A 24,712-nucleotide genomic window follows, 5' to 3' on the forward strand; every position below is an offset into this window, starting at 1 on the left:
GAACGGAGCCTGATCATGAAGAACAAGACGCGCATCACGATACTGCTGTCCGCGGCCGCGATGGCCTTCGCGACGCTCGCCTCGGCGAAGGAATGGACGACGATCCGCATCGGCGTCGATCCCACCTACCCGCCGTTCGAATCGACCGCGACCGACGGCAGCGTCAAAGGATTCGACATTGATCTCGGCAACGCGCTGTGCGCGAAGCTCAACGCGAAATGCGTGTGGGTGTCGAGCAGCTTCGACGGGCTGATCCCGGGGCTGCAGGCGCGCAAGTTCGACGTAATCCTGTCGTCGATGGCCGCGACCGAACAGCGCCGCCAGCAGATCGACTTCACCGATCGCCTGTACCGCAACCAGACACGCCTGATCGCGCGCACCGGCTCGGGGCTGCTGCCCGAGGCGGCGAAGCTCGCCGGCAAGCGCGTCGCGGTCGAACAGGGGACGATCCAGGAAACCTATGCGCGCGACAAATGGTCGGCGGCGAAGGTCGAGGTGGTGCCGTATCCGAGCTACGACCAGGCGTATGCGGACCTCGTGACCGGGCGCGTCGACGGCGTGCTGATGGATGCGGTGCAGGGCCAGCTCGGCTTCCTGTCGACGCCGCGCGGCAAGGGCTTCTCGTTCGCGGGCGGCGTCGTGTTCGACCCGAAGATCATGGGCAACGGCGACGCGGCCGGCGTGCGCAAGGCGGACACCGACCTGCGCGACGCGTTGAACCGCGCGATCGCGCAGATCCGCAGCGACGGTACGTACAACAAGATCCAGTCGAAGTACTTCGACTTCGACATGTACGGGAATTGACGAAAGGCATGCAGCTCGCGCCTGCCGCGCGAGGCCGACGTCAGGCGTCAGGCTTCGCGCTCGTAGCGCTGCATCACTTCGTACCAGATCTCGCTGACCTTCCTCGCGATGGCGTCCGCGGTCGGAAACGCGTCGACCAGCACCGTGTCGTTCGCGACGAAGCGCTCGCGCAGCGATTCGATCGTCATCGTGATCAGGATGCGGATCGTGCCGGCATATTCGATGCGCTCGACGCCGACGAATTCGCGGCCGCGCCGCCGCCCCGACACGTGCACGATCTTCATCGCCCATTGCTCGTTGCGCCGTTCGCGGACCTTGCGCAGCGCCTCGTTGCGATGAATCGCGGCGAACAGGTTCGCGTTGGCCGCATAGGCGCGCGCGTACCAGGTGTTGGCTTCGAGGATCGCGTCGAACGTCGACAGCTCGCGCGAGCTGCTGACGCGGGTGCCCTCGATGTATTCGAAGAACAGGTCGAGCACCTCGAAGATGCAGTCGTCGATGTCCTTGAAGTGGTTGTAGAAGGTGCTGCGCGCCAGCCCCGACTGGGCCAGCACGAATTCGACGGTGGGGTTCTGCGCGGAATGTTCCTGCAGGAAGCGCGCCGCGATCGTCATGAACACGTAACGGGTGCGCTCCCGCTTCGACAACGACCGATCCAGGGTCTTGCGGCCCAGCATCTCCTCGAATCGCAGGGATGAAGGTTCGCTGCCCACCCCGGAAAGCGAGTCTGCCGTCATCAGCTTCCCCCGTTACGCCTGTCAAAACGGCGATTATACCGAACGCGATCGGGCGACTTTTCGCGTGAAGCCGCACGCCCCGGCGCGGCCGCGCCGCGACCCGCGGGCGACAGCGGCGCGCGTGCGCACACGGTGCCGGTCACGCGAAATGACATGCGACCTTCTGCGGCGAGCCGGACCTCGACACCAGCGCCGGCACCGCTTGCGCGCACTCGGCCCGCGCCATCCAGCAGCGCGTGCGGAACCGGCAGCCCGACGGCGGATCGGTCGGGCGCGGCAATTCGCCGGCCAGCACGCGCGGCTGACGGCTGCGCTCGGTGTGCGGGTCGGGTGCGTTCGCGCTGTCGACGAGCGCCTGCGTGTACGGGTGACGCGGCGCTTGCAGCACATCCGCGGCACGGCCCGATTCGACCACGCGCCCCATGTACATCACCGCGATGTCGTGCGACACGTTGGCCACGACCGCCAGATCGTGCGAGACGAACACGTACGACACGGCGAGCTCGTCCTGCAATTCGCGCAGCAGGTTCACGACCTGGGCCTGCACCGACACGTCGAGGGCCGACACCGGTTCGTCGCAGATCACCGCGCGGGCGGGCCGCACGAGCGCGCGCGCGATGCCGACCCGCTGCAACTGGCCGCCCGACAATGAAAACGGATAGCGCTTCGCATGCGCCGCATGCAAGCCGACGCGCTCGAGCATGGCGACCGCCCGCGCGTCGCGCTCGCCCTTCGGCATGTGCGGCTCATGAATGTCGAGCGGCTCGCGCACGATCTCGCCGATCGTCAGCCGCGGGTTGAGCGCCGTGTACGGCGACTGGAACACCATCTGCACGTCGCGCATGACGGCGCGCCAGTGCTGGCCGCGCAGCGTCGAGACGTCGACGCCGCCGACGCGCAGCGTGCCTTCGGATGGCGCCAGAATGCCGACCAGCATGCGCGACAACGTCGACTTGCCGCAGCCCGACTCGCCGACGATGCCGAGCGTGCGGCCGCGCGCGAGCGACAGCGACACGTCGTTGACCGCGTCGAGCGTCACCGCCCGGGCCGGCCACGGTCGCGGCAGACGGAAGCGCCGGCCGAGGCCGGTCGCGCACAGCACCGGCGTGTCGTCGACGCCACGTGTTGCGTTCGCAACCTCAAGCGCGTTCTGCATGGATCACCTCGCCTGGAGTAAAGCGGCATTGCGACAATCGCCCGTCGGCGAACCGGATCGGCTGCGGCAGCTCCTGCGCGCAGCGGTCGATGGAGACGGGGCAGCGCGGATGGAACGGGCAGCCCGACGGCATCGCCTGCGGCGTCGGCGGCGCGCCGGCGATCGCCCGCAGCGCCTGGCCCGGCCGGTCGAGCCGCGGCATCGCCTTCAGCAGCGCGCGCGTGTACGGATGGGCCGGCTCGTCGAACACGTCGACCACCGGACCGGTCTCGACGGCACGCCCCGCGTACATCACCAGCATCCGGTCCGCCATCCGCGCGACGACGCCCATGTCGTGCGTCACGATCAGCACCGCCATTCCGAGCTCGCTTTTCAGGCGCATCAGCAGTTGCAGGATTTGCGCCTTGATCGTGGCGTCGAGCGCGGTGGTCGGTTCGTCGGCGACCAGGAGGTCGGGCTCGAGCGCGAGCGCCATCGCGATCAGCGCACGCTGGCGCATGCCGCCCGAGAACTCGTGCGGATAGCGGTGCGCGCGCTCTTCGGGCGACGGGATGCCGGTCAGCGTCAGCAGTTCGACCGCACGCTGCATCGCCGCGCGGCGCGACACGCCGCGATGCACCATCAGCGTCTCGGCGATCTGGAAGCCGACCGTCGTGCACGGATTGAGCGCGGCGAGCGCGTCCTGGCTGATCAGCGCCATGCGCTCACCGCCCAGGCGCCGGCGCGCGGCCGCGCCGAGCGTGTGAATCGGCTGGCCGGCCAGCAGGATCCGGCCGTCGGTGCGCGCATTGCCCGGCAGCAGGCCCATCACGGCCTGCGCCATCGTCGACTTGCCGGAGCCGGATTCGCCGATCACCGCGAACACCTCGCCGCTGCCGACCGAAAACGACAGATCGCGCACCACCTGCACGCTGTCGGCGCCGACGCCGAACGACACGTTCAGGCCGGCGACTTCGAGCACCGGCGTGCCGGGCGGGCAACGTTGCGTGGACACGGTCATTTTGCGGAAACCTTGACCGTGGCAAGGTCGAAGTTGTCGCCGAAGCGCGCATCCCACTGCAACCGCTTCGAGAATCCGTAGATCGACGCGGCCTGCCAGACCGCGGCGACGTAATAGCGATCGTGCACGAGCTTCTGCGCGGCCTTCCAGTCGTCGGCCCGCTTCGCCTCGTCCATCTCGCCGGCGGCCTGTGCGGCGAGCCGGTCGAATTCGGGGTCGTTGGTCACGCTCAGCGGCGAGCGCGAATTGAGGAACGAGTTCATCTTGCTCGCATCGCCTTCGCCGAAATCCCAGCCGATGATGTAGAACGGCCCGCCGCTCTTGGTCTGCATCAGCCCGATCAGCCGGCCCCACTCCATCACCTGCGGCTGGATCCGGAAGCCCGTCGAGTTCAGCTGCGCGTTGATCGCCTGGTAGATCTCGCGGTCGTTCACATAGCGGCCGTCGGACGTGTAGGTCTTCAGCTCGATGGTCTTGCCGGCGAGCAACGCCTTCGCATCCTTGCGGTCGGTCGGGTACGGCTTGATCGACTTGTCGAACTGCACGACGGTCGGCGCGAGCGGAACGGCGAGCACGCGGCCGTACTTGCCGAGCACGTGCGTGACGATGTTGTTGATGTCGAGCGATTCGACGAATGCCTTGCGCACGTTGATGTCGTTGAACGGCGGCCGGCGCGAGTCGAGCAGCAGCGTATGCACCAGCCCGTCCATGCTCGTGATCACCTTCGCGTTCTGCGACTTGTCGAGGCGCTCGACGTCGGCGATCGGCACGCGCTGGATGATGTCGACCTCGCCCTGCAGCAGCGCGTTTACGCGCGTGCCGTTCTCCGGGACGAACGTGAAGCGCCCGCTCGTCGCATCGGGCTTCGGCCCCCAGTAGGCCGCGTTGCGTTCGAGCGTGATCGAGCTGCCCTTGTGCCATTCCGCGAGCTTGTACGGGCCCGAACCGAGCGGCTTGTCGTTGACTTCCTGCTGGCTGTGCGATTCGAAATAGTGCTTCGGCACGATGAACACGCGACCGCTGCCGCCGATCGGCTGCATGCGCCGCGGCAGCAGCGGATCGGGCGTCTTGGTGCGGATCTGCACGGTCGACGGATCGACGACGATCACCTCCGCGATCGACGCGAGCTGCGACGCGTGCGGGGAATTCATCGCGGGATCCAGGATGCGATCAATCGAATACTTGACGTCGGCCGCCGTGAGCGGCTTGCCGTCCTGGAACCGGACGTCGTTGCGCAGCTTGAATTCCCACAGCGTCGGCTCCTTCAGCGTGTACGACGTCGCGAGGTTCGGCAGCAGCTTGCCGGTCTTCGGATCCAGCGCGAGCAACGTTTCGTAGATCTGGCTGATGATCGCGAGATCGGGGCCGTTCGCGGTGCGGGCCGGGTCGAGCTGGTCGATGCCGCCCGACAGCGCGATGCGCAGGTCGGTGGCCGCGGCCATCGCCGGCTGCACCGCGAGCGCGCCGCACGACACGACCAGCGCGAAACCCAGCGAGCGGCACGCCTGCAGCGCGACGGTCCGCAACGATCGTTTCCCGACCAAGTCTCCGGTTTTCATGGGCTGTCCCTTCGAGTTGAACTGCGTGGTGGTTGAGGACGCGGCGGCTCTAGCGCCGGTTCAGTTTGGGATCGGATGCGTCGCGCAACTGCTCGCCGAGCACGTTGATCGACAGCACCAGCAGGAAAATGCACGAGCCGGGAAACACGGTGAGCCACCAGGCGGTCTCCATGTAGTCGCGCCCTTCGCTCAGCATGCGGCCCCAGGTCGGCGAGTCCGTCGGCACGCCGAGGCCGACGAAGCTCAGCCCGCTTTCCATCACGATCGCGGTGCCGAACGCGAAGGTCGCGAGCACCAGCACGTTCGGCAGCACGTTGGGCAGGATGTGCCGGAACAGCACGCGCGCCAGGCTGCCGCGCATCACGAGCACGGCCTCGACGTATTCGAGCTGCCGGATCTGGCTCGTATCCGAATACGTGACGCGTGCGAACGGCACCCAGCTGCCGAGCGCGATGACCGCGATCACGAGCGGCACGCTCGGGCTCAGGATGCCGACGATCGTGATCGCCAGCAGGAAGAACGGGAACGACAGCTGGATGTTCGACAGGTACATCAGCAGGACCGCGAAGCGTCCGCCGCGATAGCCGGCGAGGATGCCCGCGCCGATGCCGAGCGCCGCCGCGAGCGACACCGACGCGATCGAGACGAACAGCGCGGGCCGCGCGCCCATGATCAGCAGCGACAGCACGTCGCGGCCGAGCGCATCGGTGCCGAACCAGTAGCGTCCGTCCGCGCCCATCGTGCCGGGCGCCAGCAGCCGGGCGCCGAGATCCTGCAGCGTCGGGTCGAACGGCGCGAGCGCGTCGCCGGTGCACGCCGCGATCAGCGTCGCGAGCATGAAGGCGGCACACAGCGTCATCAGCGCCGGCTGCCGCGCAATGCTGCGGCTGACGCGCCGCCACGTCGACGCGGACAAAGCGGAAGGGGTCGATAGCATCATGACTGCCTCAGTCTCGGGTTGACGATCCGGATCACGATTTCGACGGCCACGGTGATCACCGCGAAGATCACCGCGACATAGGCCACGACGCCCTGGATGATCGGGAAGTCGCGACGCTGGATCGATTCGATCGCGAGCCGCCCGATGCCGGGCCAGGAAAACACCGTTTCGGTCAGCACCGCGCCGCCGAACAGCGTGCCGATCTCGAGCGCGATGAGCGCAAGCACCGGCACGATCCCGTTGCGCATCACCGTGCGGAAGATCACGCGCCGCTCCGGCATGCCCTTCGCGCGCGCCGCGTTGACATAGCTGGCCGGCAGGACTTCGAGCATCGACGAGCGCGTGAGCCGCGTGACGCCGGGAAACACGTACAGCGCGAGCGTGAGCGCCGGCAGCACCAGATGACGCCAGCCGCCGATCCCGTAGGTCGGCAGCCAGCCGAAGCCGACCGCGAACACCTGGATCATCAGCAGGCCCATCCAGAACGACGGCACCGATGCGCCCGCGACACTCGCCACCTGCACCGCGCGGTCGAGCCAGCCGCCGCGCCGCGTCGCCGCCAGCACGCCGAGCGGGATCGCCAGCGCCAGGGCGATCGCGAGCGCGGTGGTGGCGAGCAGCGCGGTGTTCGGCAGGCGGCGCATGATGATCGACGTCACCGTGTCGCCGTCGAAGTACGAGTTGCCGAATTCGCCGTGCGCGGCCCCTTCCATGTAGCTCAGGTATTGCGCGGGCACCGGCTTGTCGAGCCCGAGCTGCTTTTGCAGCGCAACGCGTTGCTCGACGCTCGCGTCCTGCGGCAGGATCTGCGCGGTCGGATCGCCGCTCAGCCGCACCATGAAGAACGTCAGCGTGATCGCCGTGACGATCACGGCGATGCCGAGCACGACCTGTCTGGCGATCAGGTTGAGCATGGCGTCAGCTCCGTCCGGACGCCTTGGCGGCGTAGTACTCCGTGCGCCACTGGATGCCCGCGCTCGGCCCCTGCTCCTTCACGCGGCGCGCGAACTCGCCGCGCGCGTCGTCGTCCATCATCGACAGGTAGGCAGCGGCCTCCACCCAGCCGTCGATGTGCGCGGCCATCCCCTGGGCCTCGTACGCGCGGTTGATGCCAACCTTGTTGATCGCCACCGCCGACGGCGGCAAGCGCAGCAGCGTCTGCGTCAGCGCGTCGACGGCCGCATCGAGCCCGTCGTCCGGCACCACGGTGCTGACGATGCCCATCCGCAACGCTTCGGCCGCGCTGAACTGGCGGCCGGTCAGCAGGATGTCCTTCGCGACCTTGTGATTGACGAGCCACGGCACCATCATGAACGCCGGCCCCTCGCCGAACAGGATCTCGGGTTCGCCGAGCCGGCAGCTTTCGGTCGCGATCGTGAAGTCGCACGGCAGCACCAGTTCGAACGCGCCGCCCATGCAGTAGCCGTGAATCGCCGCGATCACCGGTTTCTTGCAGCGCCACACGGCCCAGCGCGCGCGGTTCGCGATGTCGTGAATCGAATGCAGCTTGTCCTCGAGCGAGTGGTCGCTCATCTGCAGCGACAAGTCGAAGCCCGCGGAGAACGCACGGCCGTTGCCGCGCAGCACGATCGCCCGGCACGCGGGATCGGCGCTCGCCTCGGTCACGCGCTCGCCGATGAACGCATAGATGTCCGGCGTGATCGCGTTGAGTTTTTCCGGGCGGTTGAAGGTGATCGTCAGTACGTTGTCGCGCAGCTCGGTGAGTGGCATCGGGATATTCACGTCGGCTCCTGGTCGTTGACGGCGATGGCGGCATCGACGGGAACGAGGTCCCGGCCGACCACCATCACGGGGTTGCATTCGATGCTGTCGATCGCCTGATCGGACCGCAGCGCCGCGTCGAGCTGGTTGAGCAGCCCGGCCAGCGCGACGGTGGAAACGGCCGGCTCGCCGCGGAACGGGCCCCAGGCGGCAGCGCTCGTGAGGCGCGCCAGCGCGCGCGCCACACGTTCGGGTGTCGCGGGCAGCAGCACCACGGCGACGTCGTCGAGCGCTTCGGTCAGCACGCCACCCAGGCCGATCAGCCCGAGCGATGCGAGCGACACGTCGCGCCGCACGCCGACGATCAACTCGCGGCGGCGGCCGAAATCGCGCGTCACCGTGAAGCCGGCGAGCGCACGCGGGCCGAGCGCCTGCCCGACCGACGCCGCGATCGCGTGCGCCGCGTCGCGCACGCCGTCCGCCGTGCCGATGCCGGTGCGCACGCCGCCGACGTCGCTCTTGTGCGCGACGCCCGGCAGGATCGCCTTCACGACGACCGGATAGCCGAGCCCTCCGGCCAGTTCGGCGGCCGCGTCGGGCGTGTCGGCCGTGAGCACGTCGGGCAGTTGCACGTCGTAGCGGGCGAGCAACCGGTAGGCGTCGACTTCCGACGCGTACGCGTGCGGTGCCGATGCCGGCGCGGCGGCCGGCCGCGCTGCCGCCGCGCGCTGCGGCACGACTTCGCCGGCCCGTGCGAGGAAGCGGCCGCGTTGACGCAATGCCGCGAGCGCGACGCCGACCGACTCGATCGATTCGAGGCACGGCACGCCGGATGCCCGCATCGCGGTGAACGACGGATGCACGCGGTCCGCATACGGCGTGTAGAACACCAGCGGCTTGCCGAGCTTGGTCTGCAGCGCACCGAGCAGCGGTGCGGCGCTCACGTAGTCGTGCGGGCTGTCCGGGTCGAGCGCGCCGCCCTTCCACAGCCCGTACAGCCCGTAATTGACGGCCGCGCTGAACGACGGGCACGCGTTCATCACCCGCTCGGTCAGCGACGAGAACAGGCTCGGGTCGCGGATGTACGCGCCGGTCATGTCGACCGGATTGCATTTCGGCGCCCACGCGGGCAACAGGCCGGACAGGGTCTCGACGAGCGGCGCCGGGAACGCCGGCACGCGCAGCCCGACCGCTTCGACCTCGTCGGTGCAGACGATCGAGTGGCCGCCGCCCGAGCCGACGATCGCGACGTCGTCGCCGGTCATCGGCGGGCATCGCATCAAGGCTTCGGCCGCCGGCAACAGATGCTCGAGCTCGCGCACCTCGATCACGCCGGCTTCCTCGAACAGCGCGCGATACACGCGCCCGGACGACGATAGCGACGCCGTGTGCGATTGCGCGGCGCGCTGCCCGGCCGACGCACGCCCGCCCTTCAGCACGACGATCGGCTTCGTGCGCGACACGCGCGCACAGGTCTCGAAGAACGCATCGCCGCTGCCCGGGCGCAGCCCTTCGAGGTAGATCGCGATCACGCGCGTGTCGTCGTCCTGCCCGAGATAGTCGATGTACTCGTGCATCGGAATGTCGGCCTGGTTGCCGAATCCGGCGAAGCACGAGAAGCCGAGATCGTGCTTGCGCGCCTGATCCCACAGCGTGACCGCGACGTTGCCGCTTTGCGATACCAGCCCGACGTTGCCGACCGGCAGCGACGAGATCTCCGTCAGGTTCAGCCCGACGTGGAGATTGAACAGCCCCATGCAGTTCGGCCCGACGATGCGCATCCCGTGCGCGTTGCAGGCCCGCACCATGTCGGCCTGCATCTGCTCGCCGGCCGCGCCCATCTCGGCGAAGCCCGCGGTAAACACCACCGCGAATGCCGCGCCGCGCGCGGCCACCGCTTCGAGCACCGCCGGCGTTTGCGCCGGGCCGAGCAGGTTGACCGCGACGTCGATGTCGGGCGGCAGCTCCGCCGGATCGGTGTTGATCGTCAGGCCGTCGAGTTCGCCGGCCTGACGGCCGAGCAGCGAGATGCGGCCGGCGAAACCGGCGTCGACCAGCGCGCGCAGGAACGTGTAGCCCAGCTTCCCGGTGTCGCGGGACACGCCGAGCAGCGCCACGTGGCGCGGCCGGAACAGGCGGTGCAGAGGATGAGTCGTGCTCATGTTCGGATCAGGCTCCAGAATGATCGGACGACAAGTGAACGGAAGCGCCTGCATCGGCGAAACGCGGCGCGCGCTTTTCCAGGAAGGCCGCGATCCCCTCGCGGGCATCCGCGCCCCGATGCAGGTGCAGCGCAGTCTCGGCTTCGTAACGCTCGGCCCTGATGCTGCCTTCGCGCAGGCCGAGATTGAATCCGGACTTCACCGCCTGCACGACCGCGGGTGAACGCGACGCGATCAGCTCGGCGAGCGCGAGCGCTTCGGCCAGCGCCTGACCGGGCGGCACGAGCCGCGACACCAGTTCGCATTGCGCGGCTTCATCGGCCGACATCGGGGTCGCGGTCAGCATCATTTCGAGTGCGCGGGCCGGCGCGATCAGTTGCGGCAGCCGGTACAGCTGACCGCCTTCCGGCAGGATGCCCAGGCGGGCGCCCGGCGAGCCGAACACCGCGTTCGCGGCGGCAATGCGCAGGTCACACGACAGCGCGAGCATGAAGCCCGCGGCCCAGCAGTGTCCGTTGATCGCCGCGATCACCGGCTTGCGCATCGTCAGCGGACGCACGAACGGCGCCTCGCCGACCGTGCTGCGCGCATGCGCGCCCGACGCCAGCTCGTTCAGGTCATGCCCGCTCGAGAACGCCAGCTCGCCCGCGCCCGTGACGACCACGACGCGAATGCGCGGATCGGCTTCGGCATCGTCGAACGCGGCGAGCAGCGCCACCGACATCGCTTCGTCGAACGCATTGCGGATGCGCTCGTTGCAAATGGTCAGGACGCGCACCGCATCGCGCGTTTCCACCCGGATCTCACCCATGGATCTCGTGCTCCACATGAAAATGTACTATGTGTTCGATTTCGTACTTAATGTATTTTTATGAATCTTATGTACGGAAATCGCGGGTTGCCATGGGCGTTAACCCGCCTGCTTCGCGGGCGGTGCCATGCGCTCGCGCGATCGCACGGTCGGAAGCGGTAGAGATGGCGGAACTGCCGGATACGGAATCGGGGGAATTTGCTGCAGCGCCGCACATCGGTCGCGTGCGTATCGGGTCGGTTCTGTTTCGCGAACACGACTGCGTTGCGCAACCCATGCACGCGCTCGACGGACGAATCGCGCGACGCGTTTCGCACGCGCGCGGCATCGTCACAAGTTAGTTTTACTGAGAATATTGAAGCGGGCCAAACCGGCTATAATGCGCGCTTTCGTTTGGTCGTTGCCATGAAGCCGCTGGCGGTTCCCTCTCTCGCGAACATCGCGTCGCGCCTTCGCCTGAAGCAGCTCAAGCTGCTGATCGCGCTCGAAAACCACGGCTCGCTGCACAAGGCCGCCGAAGAGATCGCGATCTCGCAACCCGGCGCAACCAAGGTGCTGCGCGAAATCGAAGACATCCTCGGCATGCCGCTGTTCGAGCGGCAACCGAAAGGCCTCGTCGCCAACGACCTCGGCCGCTGCGTCACGCGCTATGCGCGCCTCATCTACAGCGACCTCGAACACCTGCATACCGAAGTGCTTGCGATCACGCAGGGGCATGGCGGCCATCTGGCCGTCGGCGTGATCATGGGCGCGGTGCCGCTGCTGACGCGCGCGCTCACCGACCTGCGCCGCCGCCAGCCGCACCTGTCGGTCGAGCTCGTCGAAGGCACCAGCGCGAGCCTGCTCGCGCTGATCGACGACGGCCGCATCGATCTCGCGATCTGCCGCAACGGCAACAGCCGCCGCCCGGAAGCGTACGACTACGTGCCGCTCAAGGCCGAACCGCTCGCGGTCGTGACCGCCCGCACGCATGCGCTGGCCGCACGCGCCGCGCTGACGCTGCGCGATCTCGCCGACGCGGAATGGGTCGCGTATCCGGTCAACACGCCGATGCGGCTCGCGCTCGAACGCGCACTCGCGGATGCCGGCATCGAGGTGCCGCGCTATCCGATCGAAACGGCGTCGACCTTCGCGACGTTGACGCTGTTGCAGGCCAACCCGGAACTCGTCGCGGTGATTCCGCGCGAAGTCGCCGAGTTCGGCGAACGCTTCGGCCTCGTTACATGCCTGCCGGTCGCGATCGCCGCGCTCGACGAGCCGTTCGGCGTGGTGGCCCGCACCTTCGCGCACCTGACGCCAGGTGCGCGCATGCTCGTCGAAACGCTACAGGATCACTCGCTTACTTGATCGGCGAGAACGCTGCCGGACGCAGCAGCTTCGATTCCATCTTCTCGAGCATCGGGAACGCCTTCGGCACGAACTTCTCGAGCCAGTCCGGATCTTCGTACAGCGCGGTACGTCGCTTGATGCGATCGTCGAGGCTTTCGTATGCCCAGATATGGACGACCTGGTTCAGCTCGCCGATTTCCGTGTACCACCAGCCGACCAGCGTCGCATAGCGGGAAATCACCGGCAGGCCTTCCTTCTCGAAGTGCCGCAGGTACTCGTTCATCTTGCCGATCTGGACCGTGTAGGTCCGCATTTCGTAATACATGACTGCTCCTGGTTGAATCGAATCGGGGAATTCGGGGAATGGCGGGGGCCGCGCGCTCAGATCTCGCCGGCGTACGCGGCGCGGATGATCGCCTCGACGTCGCGCGCGGTGGTCAGGCGCGGATTGACGAGCACGTTGCCGCTGCGCATCGAGTCGGCGATCATCTGCGGCAGCTGCGCGAGATCGACGCCGAGTTCGCGGATGTTCGACGGGATCGCCAGTGCGCGATTCAGTTCGACGATCTGCTCGACCAGCCCGCGTGCGGCCGCTTCCGCATCGAGGCCCGTCACGTCGCCGCCGAGCGCTTCCGCGATGTCGCGATACAGCGCCGGGCAGGCCGGCCGGTTGAAGTCGATCACGTACGGCAGCAGTGCCGCGTTCGCGATGCCGTGCGCGATGTTGAACACGCCGCCCATCGTGTGCGAGATCGCGTGGACGTTGCCGAGCTTCGACTGCGAGAACGCGACGCCGGCGAGGAACGAGCCGAGCAGCATGTCTTCACGCGCCGCGAGGTCGGAGCCGACGTAGAACGCGGCGCGCAGGCTGCGCCCGATCAAGCGGATCGCGCCGAGCGCGAGCGACTGGCTCACGGGGTTCGCCTGCTTCGACACGTACGACTCGATCGCATGGGTCAGTGCGTCCATGCCGGTGGCCGCGGTGATCGGCGCGGGCAGCTTCAGCGTGAGTTCCGCATCGAGGATCGCGAGCTTCGGGAAAATCTTGTGGCTCACGATCACGGTCTTGAACAGCGTTTCCTTGTTCGTGAACACCGTCGATGCCGTGCATTCGCTGCCGGTGCCCGACGTGGTCGGGATCGCGAAGATCGGCAGCGGCTCGACCGGAATCTTGTTGTAGCCCTCGTAGTCGAGGATCGTGCCGCCGTTGGTCGCCATCGCGGCCACGCCCTTCGCGGTGTCGATGCTGCTGCCGCCGCCGACGCCGATCACGGCGGTGCAACGGTGCTCCTTCAGGAACGTCAGCGCGCTGTCGAGCACGGCCGTGCTCGGGTTCGCCTCGACGCCCGAGAAGATCTCGTACGCGACGTCCGCGTCGCGCAGCGACGCGAAGAACCCTTCGAGCACGCCGCTCTTGATCAGACCTTCGTCGGTCACGACCAGCAGCTTGCCGCTGAACAGCGGCTTCAGCAGTTCGCCGGCCTGGCGCGCGAGGCCGTTGCCGAATTTCAGCGTGGTGGGAAAGAAGTATTGGAATGGGCTCATGGTGCTTTCTCCGTGTGAAGTCTCCGCACCAAACACTACAAGCGGCCGTGCGCCGCCGGTAATGAAAAAACCGGATCGCCCGATAACGCCTGCTTATTCCCCCTGCGCGTCGCACCGTTTGGTTATCACGCGATCACGAAGCGTCATTAGGCAAGACGCGACCGTGCCCCTACAGTCGCTGCACGGGACGATGCCATCGCCCCCCGCAACCATAACGACGGAGACACCCATGCCCCCCTCGAATTCCCCAGCCGTCCCGGCATCGCCGGCTTCGCTCGATGCGACCGCGCGACCGACCAGCGTCCGCTGGCGCATCTTCCTGATCATGCTGCTGCTGGTCGCGATCAACTACATCGACCGCGCGTCGCTGTCGGTCGCGATGCCGCTGATCGCGCCGGAATTCAACATGTCGCCGGCGCTCGAAGGCCTGATGCTGAGCGCGTTTTTCTGGTCGTATGCGCTGATGCAGATTCCGGTCGGCGTGATGCTCGACCGCTATCACACGCGCGGCATCATCGCGACCGCGACGCTCGCATGGGGCGCGTTCCAGGCGCTCGGCGCGGCATCGCACAGCTGGTTCCTGCTGATGCTGACGCGCATGGGTCTCGGCTTCGCCGAATCGCCAGTGTTCCCGGCGGGCGCGAAACTGATCGGTACGTGGCTGACCCCGCACGAACGCGGCCGCGGCGCGGTGCTCGTCGACGGCGGCGCGCCGCTCGGCAGCGCGCTCGGCGCGATCCTGATCTCGGGGCTGATCGCGTGGTTCGGGTCGTGGCGCATCGCGTTCGTGATCGCGGGTGTCGGCACGATGCTGGTGGGCGTGCTCGTGTGGCGCTATATCCGCAACCATCCGTCCGAGCATCCGGGCGTCAATGCGGCCGAACTCGAACACATCACGCGCGAGAACGCGCCGGCAAAAGCCGCGGGCGAACGCGTGCCGCTGCGCGAACTCGTGAAGGACCGCTCGGTGCTCGCGATGTTCGCCGGCTACAGCTGCATCCTCGCGGTGTTCTACGGACTGTTGACGTGGATGCCGAGCTACCTGCACAAGACCTACGGCTTCAACATCGCGACGACGGGCGGCGCGACCTTCATCATCTTCATGTCGGGCTTCGTCGGCGAACTGATCGGCGGCACCATCGGCGATCGCTGGAAAGCATCGGGCGCGTCGCCGAACCTCGTGATGCGCACGATGTTCAGCGGTTCGTCGCTGATCGCGGCCGCGTGCATCCTCGCGGCGGCCTATATCGCGAACGCGAATGCGGTCGTGCTGCTGCTGAGCATCGCGATGTTCTTCATCCGTTTCTGCGGGATGTACTGGAGCCTGCCGGCAATCGTCGGCGGCCCCGAGCGCGCCGGCGTGCTCGGCGGCACGATGAACTTCTGCGGCAGCATGGTCGGCGTCGTGGTGCCGATCCTGATCGGTCTGATCGTGCAGTGGTCGGGCTCGTACTTCCTCGCGCTGCTGTTCTTCGTCGTGATGGCCGTGCTGATCGCGGTGTTCTCCAGCATGATCGACTACCGGCCGCGCGCACACGGCTGACCGCCACGCGATCGCTCTCCCCCTTCACCGAAACGACGAGGCCCGCGCAAGCGGGCCTCGTCACATCGGCAGCGGTGTGCAACCCGCGTTCAGCCGCTCAACGATCGATCGGCAACGGCGCATCGGCCGCGACGAGCCGCTGCTCGCGCATCTCGCGCCAGAAATCGGCCGGAATATCGAACGTCAATGCCGCCGAATCTTCCGCGATCCGTTCCGGACGGCTCGCGCCCGGAATCACCGCGGCCGTCGCCGGATGCGCGAGCACGAACTGCAGCGCGGCGGCCTTGACCGGCACGTCGTAGCGCACCGCGATCGCGCGGATGCGCTCGACCTTCGCGACGATCTCGGGCGGTGCCTTCTGATATTCGAAGTGTGCGCCGCCAACGAGCACGCCCGAGCTGTACGGGCCGCCGACGACGATCCCGACGTTGCGTGCCGCAGCGGCCGGCATCACGCGTTGCAGCGCGCGCTCGTGATCGAGCAGCGTATAGCGGCCGGCCAGCAGCATGCCGTCCGGTTGCGGTTCGGCGAGGTCGAGCACCAGCTCGATCGGCTCGACGCGGTTCACGCCAAGGCCCCACGCACCGATCACGCCTTCTTCGCGCAGCTTGCTCAACACGCGGAACGCGCCCTTGCGCGCAACCTCGAACTGCGCGAGCCATTCGTCGCCGTAGATGTCCTGCGCGATGTCGTGCACCCACACGATGTCGAGACGATCGGTGCGCAGGCGCTTCAGGCTGTCCTCGATCGAGCGCAGCGTCGCGTCGGCCGAGTAGTCGCTCACCAGCCGGTTCGCACGACCGTGCGCGAAGATGCCGCTCTTTTCGCCATAGTCGCGCGTCTTCGCGTCTTCCATCTCGTCGAGCACGATCCGGCCGACCTTCGTGCTGATGAAGTAGTCGTCGCGGCGATGGCCGGCGAGCGCGTCGCCGAGGCGCGATTCGGCCAGGCCCGCGCCGTACGACGGCGCGGTGTCGAAGTAGCGGATGCCGCGCGCCCACGCGGCTTCGACCGTCGCGATCGCTTCTTCATGGGGAATGTCGCGGAACATGTTGCCGAGCGGCGCCGCGCCGAAACCGAGCCGGTTGTCGGCCGGCAGCGTGTCTTTGAGACTCATGTGTTTCTCCGGGTTTGACAGGAAAGTGAACCCAGTCTAGGTTGCACGAATAAGTCTGTCCAAGACATAATTCGTCAAACTTGAGTCTCAGAAGGTCTTATATGCTCGACATCCGCCAGCTTCAGTATTTCATCGCGGTTGCGGAAGAGGAACACGTCGGCCGCGCGGCCGAACGCCTGCACATCTCGCAATCGCCGCTCAGCCGCCAGATCGCGCAACTCGAGGAAAAGCTCGGCCTGACGCTGTTCGAACGCAGCCAACAGCGCATTCGTCTGACGCGTGACGGGCGCACGTTCCTCAGCGAAACGCACGCCTTCCTGCGCCATGCGAACCGGCTCGAATCGCTCGCGCGCCGGCTTGGCCGCGGCGACGAAGGCGGCCTGTGCATCGGCTACCTCGAAACGGCCACGCACTCGGGCGTGCTGCCGCGCGCGCTGAAGACGCTGCGCGCCGAGCGCTCGTCCGTGCACATCGCACTGTACAACTATCAATCCGCCGCGCAGCTCGAAGGCTTGCGCGAGCGCAGCCTCGACATTGCACTCGTCACCGAGCCGCCCGCGCCGGACGATCCGGAACTCGATTCGATGATGGTGCTGAACGATCCGATGCTGCTCGCGATGCCCGACGGGCACCCGCTCGCGAAGAAGAAGACGCTCGTCGCCGACGATCTCGCCGCACAGGCATGGATCGGCGTCACGCAGCAGGAAAGCGCGCCGCGTCACGGCGCGTTCGTCGCGGCCTGCGCGAAGGCGGGTTTCTCGCCGAACATTCCGGTGGAAGCGTCCGAGCCGCTCGCGGCGCTCGGCCTCGTTGCCGCCGGGCTCGGCGTGACGATGATCCAGCAGAGCCTGCGGCACCAGGTGCCGGAAGGCGTCGTGCTGCGCGAACTGCCGTGGTTCAGCTACCGCACGCCGCTGTGGGCCGCGTGGCACAAGGTCAACCTGCGGCCGCTGGTCGGCATCTTCCGCGAGATCCTGACCGGCGAGGAGGTCGTCGCGGCGGTCGGCAAGTAAGCCCTTGAAATGCGGGGCGCCTGGCGCCCCGCTTGCATGGCGCTCGCGTGTTACTTCGCGAGCGTCACCGTCCCGTCGAGCAGGCGGTTGAGCGCCCACGGATTGCTCGTACGCAGCGCTTCGGGCAGCAGCGCATCCGGCATGTCCTGATAGCTGACCGGGCGCAGGAAACGGCGGATCGCGAGACTGCCGACCGACGTCGAACGGCCGTCCGCCGTCGACGGATACGGACCGCCGTGCACCATCGCATGCGCGACTTCGACGCCGGTACCGAAGCCGTTGACCAGCACGCGGCCCGCGCGCCGCTCCAGCGCCGGCATGAACGTCCGCACGTCCGCATAATCGGCTTCGTCGATCTGGATCGCCGTCGTCAGCTGCCCCTCCAGCGACTCGATCAGCGCGTGCATCGTCTTCAGGTCCGGACAGCGGACGATCAGCGACGCCGCACCGAAAATCTCCTCGTGCAGCGCCTTCGTTTCACGGAACGCATCGGCGCTCGTCGAAAACAGTGCACCCTGCCCCTGGTTCGCGCCGGTCGGCGCATTCGCGCGTGCGACGGTCTGCACCTGCGGATGCTGCGCGAACGCGGCGACCGCGCGCTCGAACGCCTGGTGAATGCCGGGCGTGAGCATCGTCGCGGCCGGCGCCTGCGCGAGCCGCTCCGCGGCCGCCGCGATGAAGCGATCGAGCGCCGGCCCGTCCACTGCGAAGATCAGCCCCGGGTTCGTGCAGAACTGCCCGGCGCCGAGCGTCAGCGACTGCACGAACGCCTGCGCGATCGCATCGCCGCGCTGGGCCAGCGCATGCGGGAACAGCAGCACCGGATTGATGCTGCTCATCTCCGCATAGACGGGGATCGGTTCGGGCCGCGCGTTCGCGATCGCGATCAGATCCGTGCCCGCGTGGCGCGAGCCGGTGAAGCCGACCGCCTTGACGCGGCGGTCGCGCACGAGCCCCTGGCCGATTTCGCGGCCGCTGCCGAACAGCAGCGAGAACGTGCCCTCCGGCATCCCGCAATCCTTCACGGCCTGCTGCACGGCCATCCCGACGAGTTCCGACGTGCCGGGGTGCGCGGAGTGCGCCTTCACGATCACCGGGCAGCCGGCCGCCAGCGCCGATGCGGTATCGCCGCCCGCGACCGAGAACGCGAGCGGGAAATTGCTCGCGCCGAATACCGCGACCGGGCCGATGCCGATATGGCGCAGACGCAGGTCGGGACGCGGCGCCGGCAGACGTTCCGGCTGCGCCGGATCGATGCGCACCTCGAGGTAGTCGCCCGCGCGCACCACGCCGGCAAACATGCGCAACTGGCCGACCGTGCGGCCGCGCTCGCCTTCGACGCGCGCCCGCGGCAGGCCCGATTCGGCGACGCAGCGCTCGACGAGCGCATCGCCGAGCGCGAGGATGTTGGCCGCGATCGCTTCGAGAAACTGCGCGCGCGCTTCCGGCGACGTCTCGCGATACGCGTCGAAGGCCGCCCAGGCCAGCGCGCACGCTTCGTCGAGATCGACGACGGTCGCGCCGCCGAAGGCCGGTTCCATGCGTTCGCCGCTCGCCGCGTCGATCGCGTACGTGACGCCGTTGGTGCCGCGCCGTGCGTGCTGACCGATCAGCAAGTTGCCTGCGATGTTCATTTCCGTTTCCTGTGTGGGTCAATCGACTGCGCACGCGATATTCCGGCATGCGTATGAATGCGTTGGCGACGACACGAATGCGACGTCGACACGAATGACCACGATGGTTTCAAAACCGCCCGGCCTGCGTCAATACTTCGCGCATGACAGCTTTTCATAGCGCTATGAGTCGCTCTCAATACCGGATGCACGGCGCGATCTTCATACTGGCCCCGCGTCGCGCCACACCGGGCGCGCGCGTCCGACTCGAATGCCCGCGCGTCAAATCACCGGGGTTCGCGTCGACCATAACGATGGAGACGAACATGTGTGTGCAGAAACCGGCCGACGGCCCGGACGTCAAGCGCCTGCTCGAGGGCCTGCCGACCAACTGGGGCAAGTGGGGGCCTGACGATGAAGTCGGCGCGCTGAACTATCTGCAGGCCGAACAGGTGATGCGCGGCATCGGCGCCGTGCGCCAGGGCCGCACCTTCACGCTGCAGGTGGATATCGGCCACGCGAAGGGCGAGCCGTTGTTTCCGGGGCGACGCCCGTCGATGCGGATGAACGTGCTCGACAAGGGCCACTTTCTCGCGGGCAAGGCGCATTTCGACGGCAACGTCGAATACGCGGACGACGTGATCTTCATGCACGTGCAGGGCTCGACGCAATGCGACGCACTCGGGCACGTGTGGTACGACGATACGCTGTGGAACGGCTATGACGCGCTGAGCACGGTCGGCGGCCTCGATCGCGCGAGCATCCTGCCGATCGCCGAGCGCGGCATCGTCGGCCGCGCAGTGCTGATCGACATCGCGCGCCATCGCAACAAGCGCGTGCTCGACAAGGGCGAGACATTCGATCACCACGACCTGATCGAAGCGGCGCGCGCGCAGAACGTGACGATCGAGCCGCGCGACATCCTGCTGATCCGCACCGGCTGGATCGGGTCGTTCTACGAGCGTGACGAGGCCGAGTTCTATCGCGACTACATCGAGCCGGGGCTCACGTTCAGCCGCGAACTCGTCGAGTGGTTCCGCGAGATGGAGATTCCGAACCTCGTCACCGATACGATGGGCAACGAGGTCACGGTCGACCCTGCATCGGGCGTCATGATCCCGCTGCACAACGCGCTGATGCGCAACCTCGGCGTCGTGTTCACCGAAGTCGTGCTGCTCGACGCGCTCGCGGAAGATTGCGCGCGCGACGGCCAGTGGCAGTTCCTGTACACGGCTGCGCCGCTGAAGATCGTGGGCGGCACCGGTGCGCCGGTCAATCCGCTCGTGATCAAGTAACGCGCATGAAGCAATGCCCGGCGCGCGTCATGCGCCCCGGGCATTCGACTGCAGCCGCGCCGGAAATCAGAACGTGCCCGGATACGCGCCGCCGTCCAGCAGCACGTTCTGCCCCGTCAGATAGCCGGCGTGCGCGCTGCACAGGAATGCGCAGACCGCACCGAATTCGCCGGCCGTACCGAAACGCCCGGCCGGCACGTTCCGGCGCTTCGCTTCACGCGTCGCTTCGTAGTCCGTCCCTTCCGCCTGCGCCGACGCTTCGGTCGCCTTCTTCAGGCGGTCGGTATCGAACAGCCCCGGCAACAGGTTGTTGATCGTCACGTTGCGTGCCGCGATGCGCTTCTGCCGCGCGATGCCCGCGACGAAGCCGGTCAGGCCCGTGCGTGCGCCGTTCGACAGCCCGAGCACGTCGATCGGCGCCTTCACCGCGCTCGACGTGATGTTGACGATGCGCCCGAAGCCGCGCTCGGTCATCCCGTCGACGGTCGCCTTGATCAGCTCGATGGCCGTCAGCATGTTCGCGTCGAGCGCGGCGATCCAGTCGTCACGCGTCCACTCGCGGAAGTCGCCCGGCGGCGGGCCGCCCGCGTTGTTCACGAGGATGTCGATGTGCGGCGCGGCCGCGAGCGCTGCCGCGCGGCCCGCGCTCGTCGTGATGTCGCCGGCCACCGCCACCACCGTGACGCCCGGATTGAGTTCGCGCAGTTCGCGCGCGGTCGCCTCGAGTGCGTCGCTGCCGCGCGCGGTGATCACGACGTTCACGCCCTCGGCGACGAGCGCCTGCGCGCAGCCCTTGCCCAGCCCCTTGCTGGCCGCGCAGACCAGCGCCCAACGGCCTTCGATGTTCAGATCCATTTCTGCTTCGCTCCAGGCATCCAGCGCGTGTCGTTCCGGCGTGACCGTAATCGACACGGCAATAAGTTCAAGTTATAGTGCGTGCGACCCGTTCCGCCGCGCCCTCGCGGCCCATCGGTCCGCACATCCGAAGAACATACTTAAAACAAGGCTCGACGCGCCAGCATAAAGAGACGCGCCCGTCGCGGCAATTGACAGGATGTGATACCGGTATAACTTTTTGTCACACTCATGACGCCGCCGCTTCACTCGATCATTTCCCGCCTCCATCTGAAGCAGCTGCGCCTGCTGATCGCGCTTGCCGACCAGGGCTCGCTGCTGAAGGCCGCGCAGCAGGTCGCGCTCACGCAGCCGGGCGCGAGCAAGGCGCTGCAGGAGATCGAGACGACCTTCGGCACGCCGCTGTTCAACCGCACCAATCGCGGGCTCGAGCCGACCGAAGTCGGCGATTGCGTGATCCGCTATGCGCGGCTGATTCATACCGACCTCGCGCACCTGCGCGAGGAAATCGTCGGCATCCTGCGCGGGCACGGCGGGCGCGTGAGCGTCGGCGTGATCATGGGCGCGGTGCCGCGGCTGACCGACGCGATCTCGACGCTCGTCGCGCGCCATCCGGAGATGTCCGTCGAGATCGTCGAGGACACCAGCGAGGCGCTGCTGAGCGAGATCGACGCGGGCCGGCTCGACCTCGCAATCTGCCGCACGACGATCAGCCGCACACCGCAGCTCTACGACAGCGTGAAGCTGCAGGACGAGACGCTCGCGGTGGTCGCGAACGTGTGCCATCCGCTGAAGAGCGCGAAGACGCTCGCACTGCGCGATCTCGCCGAGTACCGGTGGGTCGTGTATCGCGCGAACATGCCGATGCGACTGCTGCTCGAGCGCGAATTCCTCGAAGCCGACATCCGCTTTCCGCCCCATCTGCTCGAAACGACGTCGGCGTTCGCGACGCTCGCGCTGCTGCAGGGCAATCCGTCGTTCGTCGCGCTCGTGTCGATCGATGTCGCCGAATTCTTCGCGCGGCACGGCATGACGCGCATCCTGCCGCTCAAGATCGGTTCGCGCAGCGAGCCTTACGAGCTCGTCACGCGCAAGGGCGCGCCGATCTCGCCCGGCGCGCGCCTGCTGATCGACGAACTGCATGTCGACGGCGGCGGCGCGCCGGACTCGATGGAGTAAGCCAGGCAAACATGCCAACGCCTTCGCCGTGGGCGTCAACCCCGGCGAAGGCGCCGACGGAGCCCGATATCGCCAGGCTCCTGCTCGCACGCTGCGACGCGCCGCCGTCAGGCCGCCGCGAACCGCTTCGCGAGTTCCGCGAGGCCGTCTTCGTAGATCCCGCGGAACAGCTTGACGGTGTCGTCGTCGGTCGCGCCGTGCGGCGTGAACGTGCCCGACCACTCGACGGTCGACGCGTTCGGGCCGTTTTCGCGCACGCGCAGCGTGGAGCGATAGTTCACGACCGGGAACGGTGCTTCGAGGATCGCGTACGTGTAGCTGCGCGCCGCTTCGTCGAACGCGACCAGCCGCTCGACGATCGCCTCGCCGGCCGGGTTCGCGAGACGCCGTACGCGCCCGCCTTCGCTCAGCTCGCTGGCCGGAATGTACGACAGCCAGTCGGGCAGCGACCCGAAGCCGCCGATCAGTTGCCAGACGGTCTCGGCCGAAGCCGGGAGTTCGATGCTTGCATTTGCCTGTGCCATGTCATCACCTTTGAGGATTAACGATCGGTCGGCAGCGGCGCATTGGCCGCAATCAGACCTTGTTCACGCATTTCACGCCAGAAGTCGGCCGGAATCACCACGTTCAGCGCAGCCTGGTCTTCCGCGATCCGCTCCGGACGGCTCGCGCCCGGAATCACCGCGACGGTGGCCGGATGCGACATCGAGAACTGCAGCGCGGCGGCCTTGATCGGCACGTTGTAGCGCGTGGCGATCGCCTTGATCCGCTCGACCTTCGCGAGGATTTCCGGCGAAGCCTTCTGGTATTCGAAGTGCGTGCCGCCTGCGAGCACGCCCGAGCTGTACGGGCCGCCGACGACGATCCCGACGTTCTGCGCGGCCGCCGCCGGCATCACGCGTTGCAGCGCGCGCTCGTGATCGAGCAGCGTGTAGCGGCCGGCCAGCAGCATGCCGTCCGGTTGCGGTTCGGCAAGGTCGAGCACCAGTTCGACCGGCTCCACGCGGTTCACGCCGAGGCCCCAGGCCTTGATCACGCCTTCTTCGCGCAGCTTGCTCAGCACGCGGAATGCGCCCTTGCGCGCCACTTCGAATTGCGCGAGCCATTCGTCGCCGTAGAAGTCCTGGGCGATGTCGTGCACCCAGACGATGTCGAGGCGGTCGGTGCGCAGGCGCTTCAGGCTGTCCTCGATCGAACGCAGCGTCGCGTCGGCCGTGTAGTCGTTGACAATGCGGTTCGGCCGGCCGTGTTCGAACAGGCCGCCCTTTTCGCCGAGATCGCGCGCCGACACGTCTTCGATTTCGTCGAGGATCACGCGGCCGACCTTCGTGCTCAGCACGTATTCGTCACGCGGGTGGTTCGCCAGCGCGTCGCCGAGGCGGATTTCCGCGAGGCCGGCGCCGTAGAACGGGGCCGAATCGAAATAACGGATACCGTGTTGCCACGCGGCTTCGACGGTGGCCGCGGCTTCCGCGTCGGGGATGTTGCGGAACATGTTGCCGAGCGGGGCCGTACCGAAACCAAGGATCTTGTTACCGGGCAGCTTGTCTTTGAGACTCATGATTTTCTCCAGGGAGTGAGGGAAAGCGAGTTCAGTCTAGGCAGGCAGGTTAAGTCTGTCCAAGACGGAATTCGACAAACTTGAGTCCCGAGAGGTCTAATCGACCCGTTTGATGCCTGTTTCGATCGGCGGCCCCTGCACCCGGTTCGGGTGGAACGCCCGGCCAGCAAGGCTGCTGACCAAATCCATGCCCGATTCGTGATTCCAGATCAAAAATCATTTGGGCCGGCAGCCGTTTTTCCCGGGCGGCGCGATACCTATATTGGCTGCACTCGCAACGACATCACGTGGTTGCGGTTCACTCAACCTGATAGGTACCCACGATGAAAACGCTGATCTCTTCCACGCTTGCCGCACTGATCCTTTCCGCCCCGGCGCTGTCGTTCGCGCAGCAGGCCGACCACCAACTGACCCGCGCCGAAGTGAAGGCCGAAATGGCCCGCCTCGCGGCCGTAGGCTACACCCCGGCCCTGGACCACAACCACTATCCGGAAGCGATCCTCGCCGCCGAAAAGCGTGTGCGTGACAACGCCGTCGCACAGGCAGCACCGAACGCCGCACCGGCCGCCGACACCACCGGTTACGGCAGCGCGGGCCGCCCGACCGTCGAATCCGGCCGCGCGATGATGATCAACGCCCGCGACTCGATCTATCGCGGTCATTGAGTCGCGTCGACGCGCAAGAGAGCACGCCTCTCGACACGCGCACACGCTCGTCCCGCCCCTCCGCATGGCCGGCCCGAATCGCCTGAACAGGCATTCGGGCCGCGCG

General features: G+C 67.3%; 23 protein-coding genes. 7 read left to right on the plus strand and 16 right to left on the minus strand.

Going from position 1 to position 24,712, the window contains the following annotated elements:
• The first annotated feature begins 15 nt into the window (after positions 1-15).
• Positions 16-804, plus strand: coding sequence for an ABC transporter substrate-binding protein (locus BDO18943_RS00785; RefSeq protein ID WP_175020781.1), 789 nt, complete (start codon positions 16-18; stop codon positions 802-804).
• A 47-nt stretch (positions 805-851) separates the two neighbouring features.
• Here BDO18943_RS00785 and BDO18943_RS00790 read toward each other — a convergent pair whose 3' ends face one another.
• The 9 genes from BDO18943_RS00790 to BDO18943_RS00830 all read right to left on the minus strand — a co-directional run bounded on the left by BDO18943_RS00790 (position 852) and on the right by BDO18943_RS00830 (position 10,891).
• Positions 852-1,541, minus strand: coding sequence for a TetR/AcrR family transcriptional regulator (locus BDO18943_RS00790; protein ID WP_175020782.1), 690 nt, complete (start codon positions 1,539-1,541; stop codon positions 852-854).
• A 139-nt stretch (positions 1,542-1,680) separates the two neighbouring features.
• The gene (locus BDO18943_RS00795) at positions 1,681-2,697 is read right to left on the minus strand and encodes an ABC transporter ATP-binding protein (RefSeq protein ID WP_175020783.1); all 1,017 of its coding nucleotides are present in this window, start codon (positions 2,695-2,697) and stop codon (positions 1,681-1,683) included.
• Positions 2,681-3,697, minus strand: coding sequence for an ABC transporter ATP-binding protein (locus tag BDO18943_RS00800; protein WP_175020784.1), 1,017 nt, complete (start codon positions 3,695-3,697; stop codon positions 2,681-2,683). The genes BDO18943_RS00795 and BDO18943_RS00800 overlap by 17 nt, the downstream gene beginning before the upstream one ends.
• Positions 3,694-5,256: an ABC transporter substrate-binding protein gene (locus BDO18943_RS00805; RefSeq protein WP_175020785.1), complete on the minus strand. Its 1,563-nt coding sequence runs from the start codon at positions 5,254-5,256 to the stop codon at positions 3,694-3,696. The genes BDO18943_RS00800 and BDO18943_RS00805 overlap by 4 nt, the downstream gene beginning before the upstream one ends.
• A 49-nt stretch (positions 5,257-5,305) precedes the next feature.
• On the minus strand, positions 5,306-6,196 hold the full coding sequence (locus tag BDO18943_RS00810) for an ABC transporter permease (protein ID WP_235995728.1): 891 nt from the start codon (positions 6,194-6,196) through the stop codon (positions 5,306-5,308).
• The gene (locus tag BDO18943_RS00815; protein WP_175020786.1) at positions 6,193-7,110 is read right to left on the minus strand and encodes an ABC transporter permease; all 918 of its coding nucleotides are present in this window, start codon (positions 7,108-7,110) and stop codon (positions 6,193-6,195) included. Before BDO18943_RS00815 ends, BDO18943_RS00810 begins: the two co-directional genes overlap by 4 nt.
• A 4-nt stretch (positions 7,111-7,114) precedes the next feature.
• Positions 7,115-7,939 carry an enoyl-CoA hydratase/isomerase family protein gene (locus BDO18943_RS00820; RefSeq protein WP_175020787.1) on the minus strand — a complete coding sequence of 275 codons (825 nt, stop codon included), beginning with the start codon at positions 7,937-7,939 and terminating at the stop codon, positions 7,115-7,117.
• Positions 7,936-10,080 carry an acetate--CoA ligase family protein gene (locus BDO18943_RS00825; protein WP_235995730.1) on the minus strand — a complete coding sequence of 715 codons (2,145 nt, stop codon included), beginning with the start codon at positions 10,078-10,080 and terminating at the stop codon, positions 7,936-7,938. The genes BDO18943_RS00820 and BDO18943_RS00825 overlap by 4 nt, the downstream gene beginning before the upstream one ends.
• 7 nt (positions 10,081-10,087) lie before the next feature.
• Entirely contained in the window at positions 10,088-10,891 is an 804-nt protein-coding gene (locus BDO18943_RS00830; protein WP_175020788.1) for an enoyl-CoA hydratase/isomerase family protein, read from the minus strand.
• Positions 10,892-11,296: 405 nt separating this feature from the next.
• Between BDO18943_RS00830 and BDO18943_RS00835 the strand changes: the two genes are divergently transcribed.
• Positions 11,297-12,238 (plus strand): LysR family transcriptional regulator, encoded by a 942-nt coding sequence (locus BDO18943_RS00835; protein WP_175020789.1) that lies wholly within the window; start codon positions 11,297-11,299, stop codon positions 12,236-12,238.
• Here the strand turns inward: BDO18943_RS00835 and BDO18943_RS00840 are convergent.
• Positions 12,231-12,545 (minus strand): NIPSNAP family protein, encoded by a 315-nt coding sequence (locus BDO18943_RS00840; RefSeq protein WP_057923989.1) that lies wholly within the window; start codon positions 12,543-12,545, stop codon positions 12,231-12,233. The genes BDO18943_RS00835 and BDO18943_RS00840 overlap by 8 nt on opposite strands.
• Positions 12,546-12,601: 56 nt before the next feature.
• Positions 12,602-13,765, minus strand: coding sequence for an iron-containing alcohol dehydrogenase (locus tag BDO18943_RS00845; RefSeq protein WP_175020790.1), 1,164 nt, complete (start codon positions 13,763-13,765; stop codon positions 12,602-12,604).
• Between the two features lie 229 nt (positions 13,766-13,994).
• Here BDO18943_RS00845 and BDO18943_RS00850 point away from each other — a divergent pair, with 229 nt between their 5' ends.
• The gene (locus BDO18943_RS00850; protein WP_175020791.1) at positions 13,995-15,308 is read left to right on the plus strand and encodes an MFS transporter; all 1,314 of its coding nucleotides are present in this window, start codon (positions 13,995-13,997) and stop codon (positions 15,306-15,308) included.
• A gap of 97 nt (positions 15,309-15,405) precedes the next feature.
• Here BDO18943_RS00850 and BDO18943_RS00855 read toward each other — a convergent pair whose 3' ends face one another.
• Complete coding sequence (locus tag BDO18943_RS00855; RefSeq protein WP_175020792.1) at positions 15,406-16,425, minus strand: aldo/keto reductase; 1,020 nt, start codon at positions 16,423-16,425, stop codon at positions 15,406-15,408.
• Positions 16,426-16,526: 101 nt separating this feature from the next.
• Between BDO18943_RS00855 and BDO18943_RS00860 the strand changes: the two genes are divergently transcribed.
• Positions 16,527-17,438: a LysR family transcriptional regulator gene (locus BDO18943_RS00860; protein ID WP_175020793.1), complete on the plus strand. Its 912-nt coding sequence runs from the start codon at positions 16,527-16,529 to the stop codon at positions 17,436-17,438.
• Positions 17,439-17,488: 50 nt separating this feature from the next.
• Here the strand turns inward: BDO18943_RS00860 and BDO18943_RS00865 are convergent, their stop codons facing one another.
• Positions 17,489-19,072 carry an aldehyde dehydrogenase (NADP(+)) gene (locus BDO18943_RS00865; protein ID WP_175020794.1) on the minus strand — a complete coding sequence of 528 codons (1,584 nt, stop codon included), beginning with the start codon at positions 19,070-19,072 and terminating at the stop codon, positions 17,489-17,491.
• A 305-nt stretch (positions 19,073-19,377) separates the two neighbouring features.
• Here BDO18943_RS00865 and BDO18943_RS00870 point away from each other — a divergent pair, with 305 nt between their 5' ends.
• On the plus strand, positions 19,378-20,346 hold the full coding sequence (locus BDO18943_RS00870; protein ID WP_175020795.1) for a cyclase family protein: 969 nt from the start codon (positions 19,378-19,380) through the stop codon (positions 20,344-20,346).
• A 66-nt stretch (positions 20,347-20,412) separates the two neighbouring features.
• On the opposite strand, the gene BDO18943_RS00875 is transcribed toward BDO18943_RS00870, so the two are convergent.
• Positions 20,413-21,201 carry an SDR family oxidoreductase gene (locus BDO18943_RS00875; RefSeq protein ID WP_175020796.1) on the minus strand — a complete coding sequence of 263 codons (789 nt, stop codon included), beginning with the start codon at positions 21,199-21,201 and terminating at the stop codon, positions 20,413-20,415.
• Between the two features lie 231 nt (positions 21,202-21,432).
• Between BDO18943_RS00875 and BDO18943_RS00880 the strand changes: the two genes are divergently transcribed.
• Entirely contained in the window at positions 21,433-22,380 is a 948-nt protein-coding gene (locus BDO18943_RS00880) for a LysR family transcriptional regulator (RefSeq protein WP_175020797.1), read from the plus strand.
• 107 nt (positions 22,381-22,487) lie between these two features.
• Here BDO18943_RS00880 and BDO18943_RS00885 read toward each other — a convergent pair whose 3' ends face one another.
• Entirely contained in the window at positions 22,488-22,904 is a 417-nt protein-coding gene (locus BDO18943_RS00885; protein ID WP_175020798.1) for an SRPBCC family protein, read from the minus strand.
• A gap of 17 nt (positions 22,905-22,921) precedes the next feature.
• Positions 22,922-23,941: an aldo/keto reductase gene (locus BDO18943_RS00890; protein WP_175020799.1), complete on the minus strand. Its 1,020-nt coding sequence runs from the start codon at positions 23,939-23,941 to the stop codon at positions 22,922-22,924.
• A gap of 323 nt (positions 23,942-24,264) precedes the next feature.
• On the opposite strand from BDO18943_RS00890, the gene BDO18943_RS00895 reads away from it, so the two are divergent.
• A complete protein-coding gene (locus tag BDO18943_RS00895) occupies positions 24,265-24,606 on the plus strand; it encodes a DUF4148 domain-containing protein (protein WP_175020800.1) in 342 nt (113 codons plus the stop codon).
• The last annotated feature ends 106 nt before the right edge of the window (positions 24,607-24,712 follow it).

Source organism: Burkholderia aenigmatica, from assembly GCF_902499175.1.
Lineage (GTDB): Bacteria > Pseudomonadota > Gammaproteobacteria > Burkholderiales > Burkholderiaceae > Burkholderia > Burkholderia aenigmatica.

Bases quoted from the DNA above. Each gene is read 5' to 3' on its own strand.
- BDO18943_RS00850 (WP_175020791.1), top strand. From the start codon at position 13,995: ATGCCCCCCTCGAATTCCCCAGCCGTCCCGGCATCGCCGGCTTCGCTC.
- BDO18943_RS00815 (WP_175020786.1), bottom strand. From the start codon at position 7,110: ATGCTCAACCTGATCGCCAGACAGGTCGTGCTCGGCATCGCCGTGATC.
- BDO18943_RS00805 (WP_175020785.1), bottom strand. From the start codon at position 5,256: ATGAAAACCGGAGACTTGGTCGGGAAACGATCGTTGCGGACCGTCGCG.
- BDO18943_RS00840 (WP_057923989.1), bottom strand. From the start codon at position 12,545: ATGTATTACGAAATGCGGACCTACACGGTCCAGATCGGCAAGATGAAC.
- BDO18943_RS00825 (WP_235995730.1), bottom strand. From the start codon at position 10,080: ATGAGCACGACTCATCCTCTGCACCGCCTGTTCCGGCCGCGCCACGTG.
- BDO18943_RS00810 (WP_235995728.1), bottom strand. From the start codon at position 6,196: ATGATGCTATCGACCCCTTCCGCTTTGTCCGCGTCGACGTGGCGGCGC.
- BDO18943_RS00860 (WP_175020793.1), top strand. From the start codon at position 16,527: ATGCTCGACATCCGCCAGCTTCAGTATTTCATCGCGGTTGCGGAAGAG.
- BDO18943_RS00890 (WP_175020799.1), bottom strand. From the start codon at position 23,941: ATGAGTCTCAAAGACAAGCTGCCCGGTAACAAGATCCTTGGTTTCGGT.
- BDO18943_RS00885 (WP_175020798.1), bottom strand. From the start codon at position 22,904: ATGGCACAGGCAAATGCAAGCATCGAACTCCCGGCTTCGGCCGAGACC.
- BDO18943_RS00790 (WP_175020782.1), bottom strand. From the start codon at position 1,541: ATGACGGCAGACTCGCTTTCCGGGGTGGGCAGCGAACCTTCATCCCTG.
- BDO18943_RS00795 (WP_175020783.1), bottom strand. From the start codon at position 2,697: ATGCAGAACGCGCTTGAGGTTGCGAACGCAACACGTGGCGTCGACGAC.
- BDO18943_RS00830 (WP_175020788.1), bottom strand. From the start codon at position 10,891: ATGGGTGAGATCCGGGTGGAAACGCGCGATGCGGTGCGCGTCCTGACC.
- BDO18943_RS00895 (WP_175020800.1), top strand. From the start codon at position 24,265: ATGAAAACGCTGATCTCTTCCACGCTTGCCGCACTGATCCTTTCCGCC.
- BDO18943_RS00800 (WP_175020784.1), bottom strand. From the start codon at position 3,697: ATGACCGTGTCCACGCAACGTTGCCCGCCCGGCACGCCGGTGCTCGAA.
- BDO18943_RS00865 (WP_175020794.1), bottom strand. From the start codon at position 19,072: ATGAACATCGCAGGCAACTTGCTGATCGGTCAGCACGCACGGCGCGGC.
- BDO18943_RS00875 (WP_175020796.1), bottom strand. From the start codon at position 21,201: ATGGATCTGAACATCGAAGGCCGTTGGGCGCTGGTCTGCGCGGCCAGC.
- BDO18943_RS00835 (WP_175020789.1), top strand. From the start codon at position 11,297: ATGAAGCCGCTGGCGGTTCCCTCTCTCGCGAACATCGCGTCGCGCCTT.
- BDO18943_RS00880 (WP_175020797.1), top strand. From the start codon at position 21,433: ATGACGCCGCCGCTTCACTCGATCATTTCCCGCCTCCATCTGAAGCAG.
- BDO18943_RS00785 (WP_175020781.1), top strand. From the start codon at position 16: ATGAAGAACAAGACGCGCATCACGATACTGCTGTCCGCGGCCGCGATG.
- BDO18943_RS00855 (WP_175020792.1), bottom strand. From the start codon at position 16,425: ATGAGTCTCAAAGACACGCTGCCGGCCGACAACCGGCTCGGTTTCGGC.
- BDO18943_RS00870 (WP_175020795.1), top strand. From the start codon at position 19,378: ATGTGTGTGCAGAAACCGGCCGACGGCCCGGACGTCAAGCGCCTGCTC.
- BDO18943_RS00845 (WP_175020790.1), bottom strand. From the start codon at position 13,765: ATGAGCCCATTCCAATACTTCTTTCCCACCACGCTGAAATTCGGCAAC.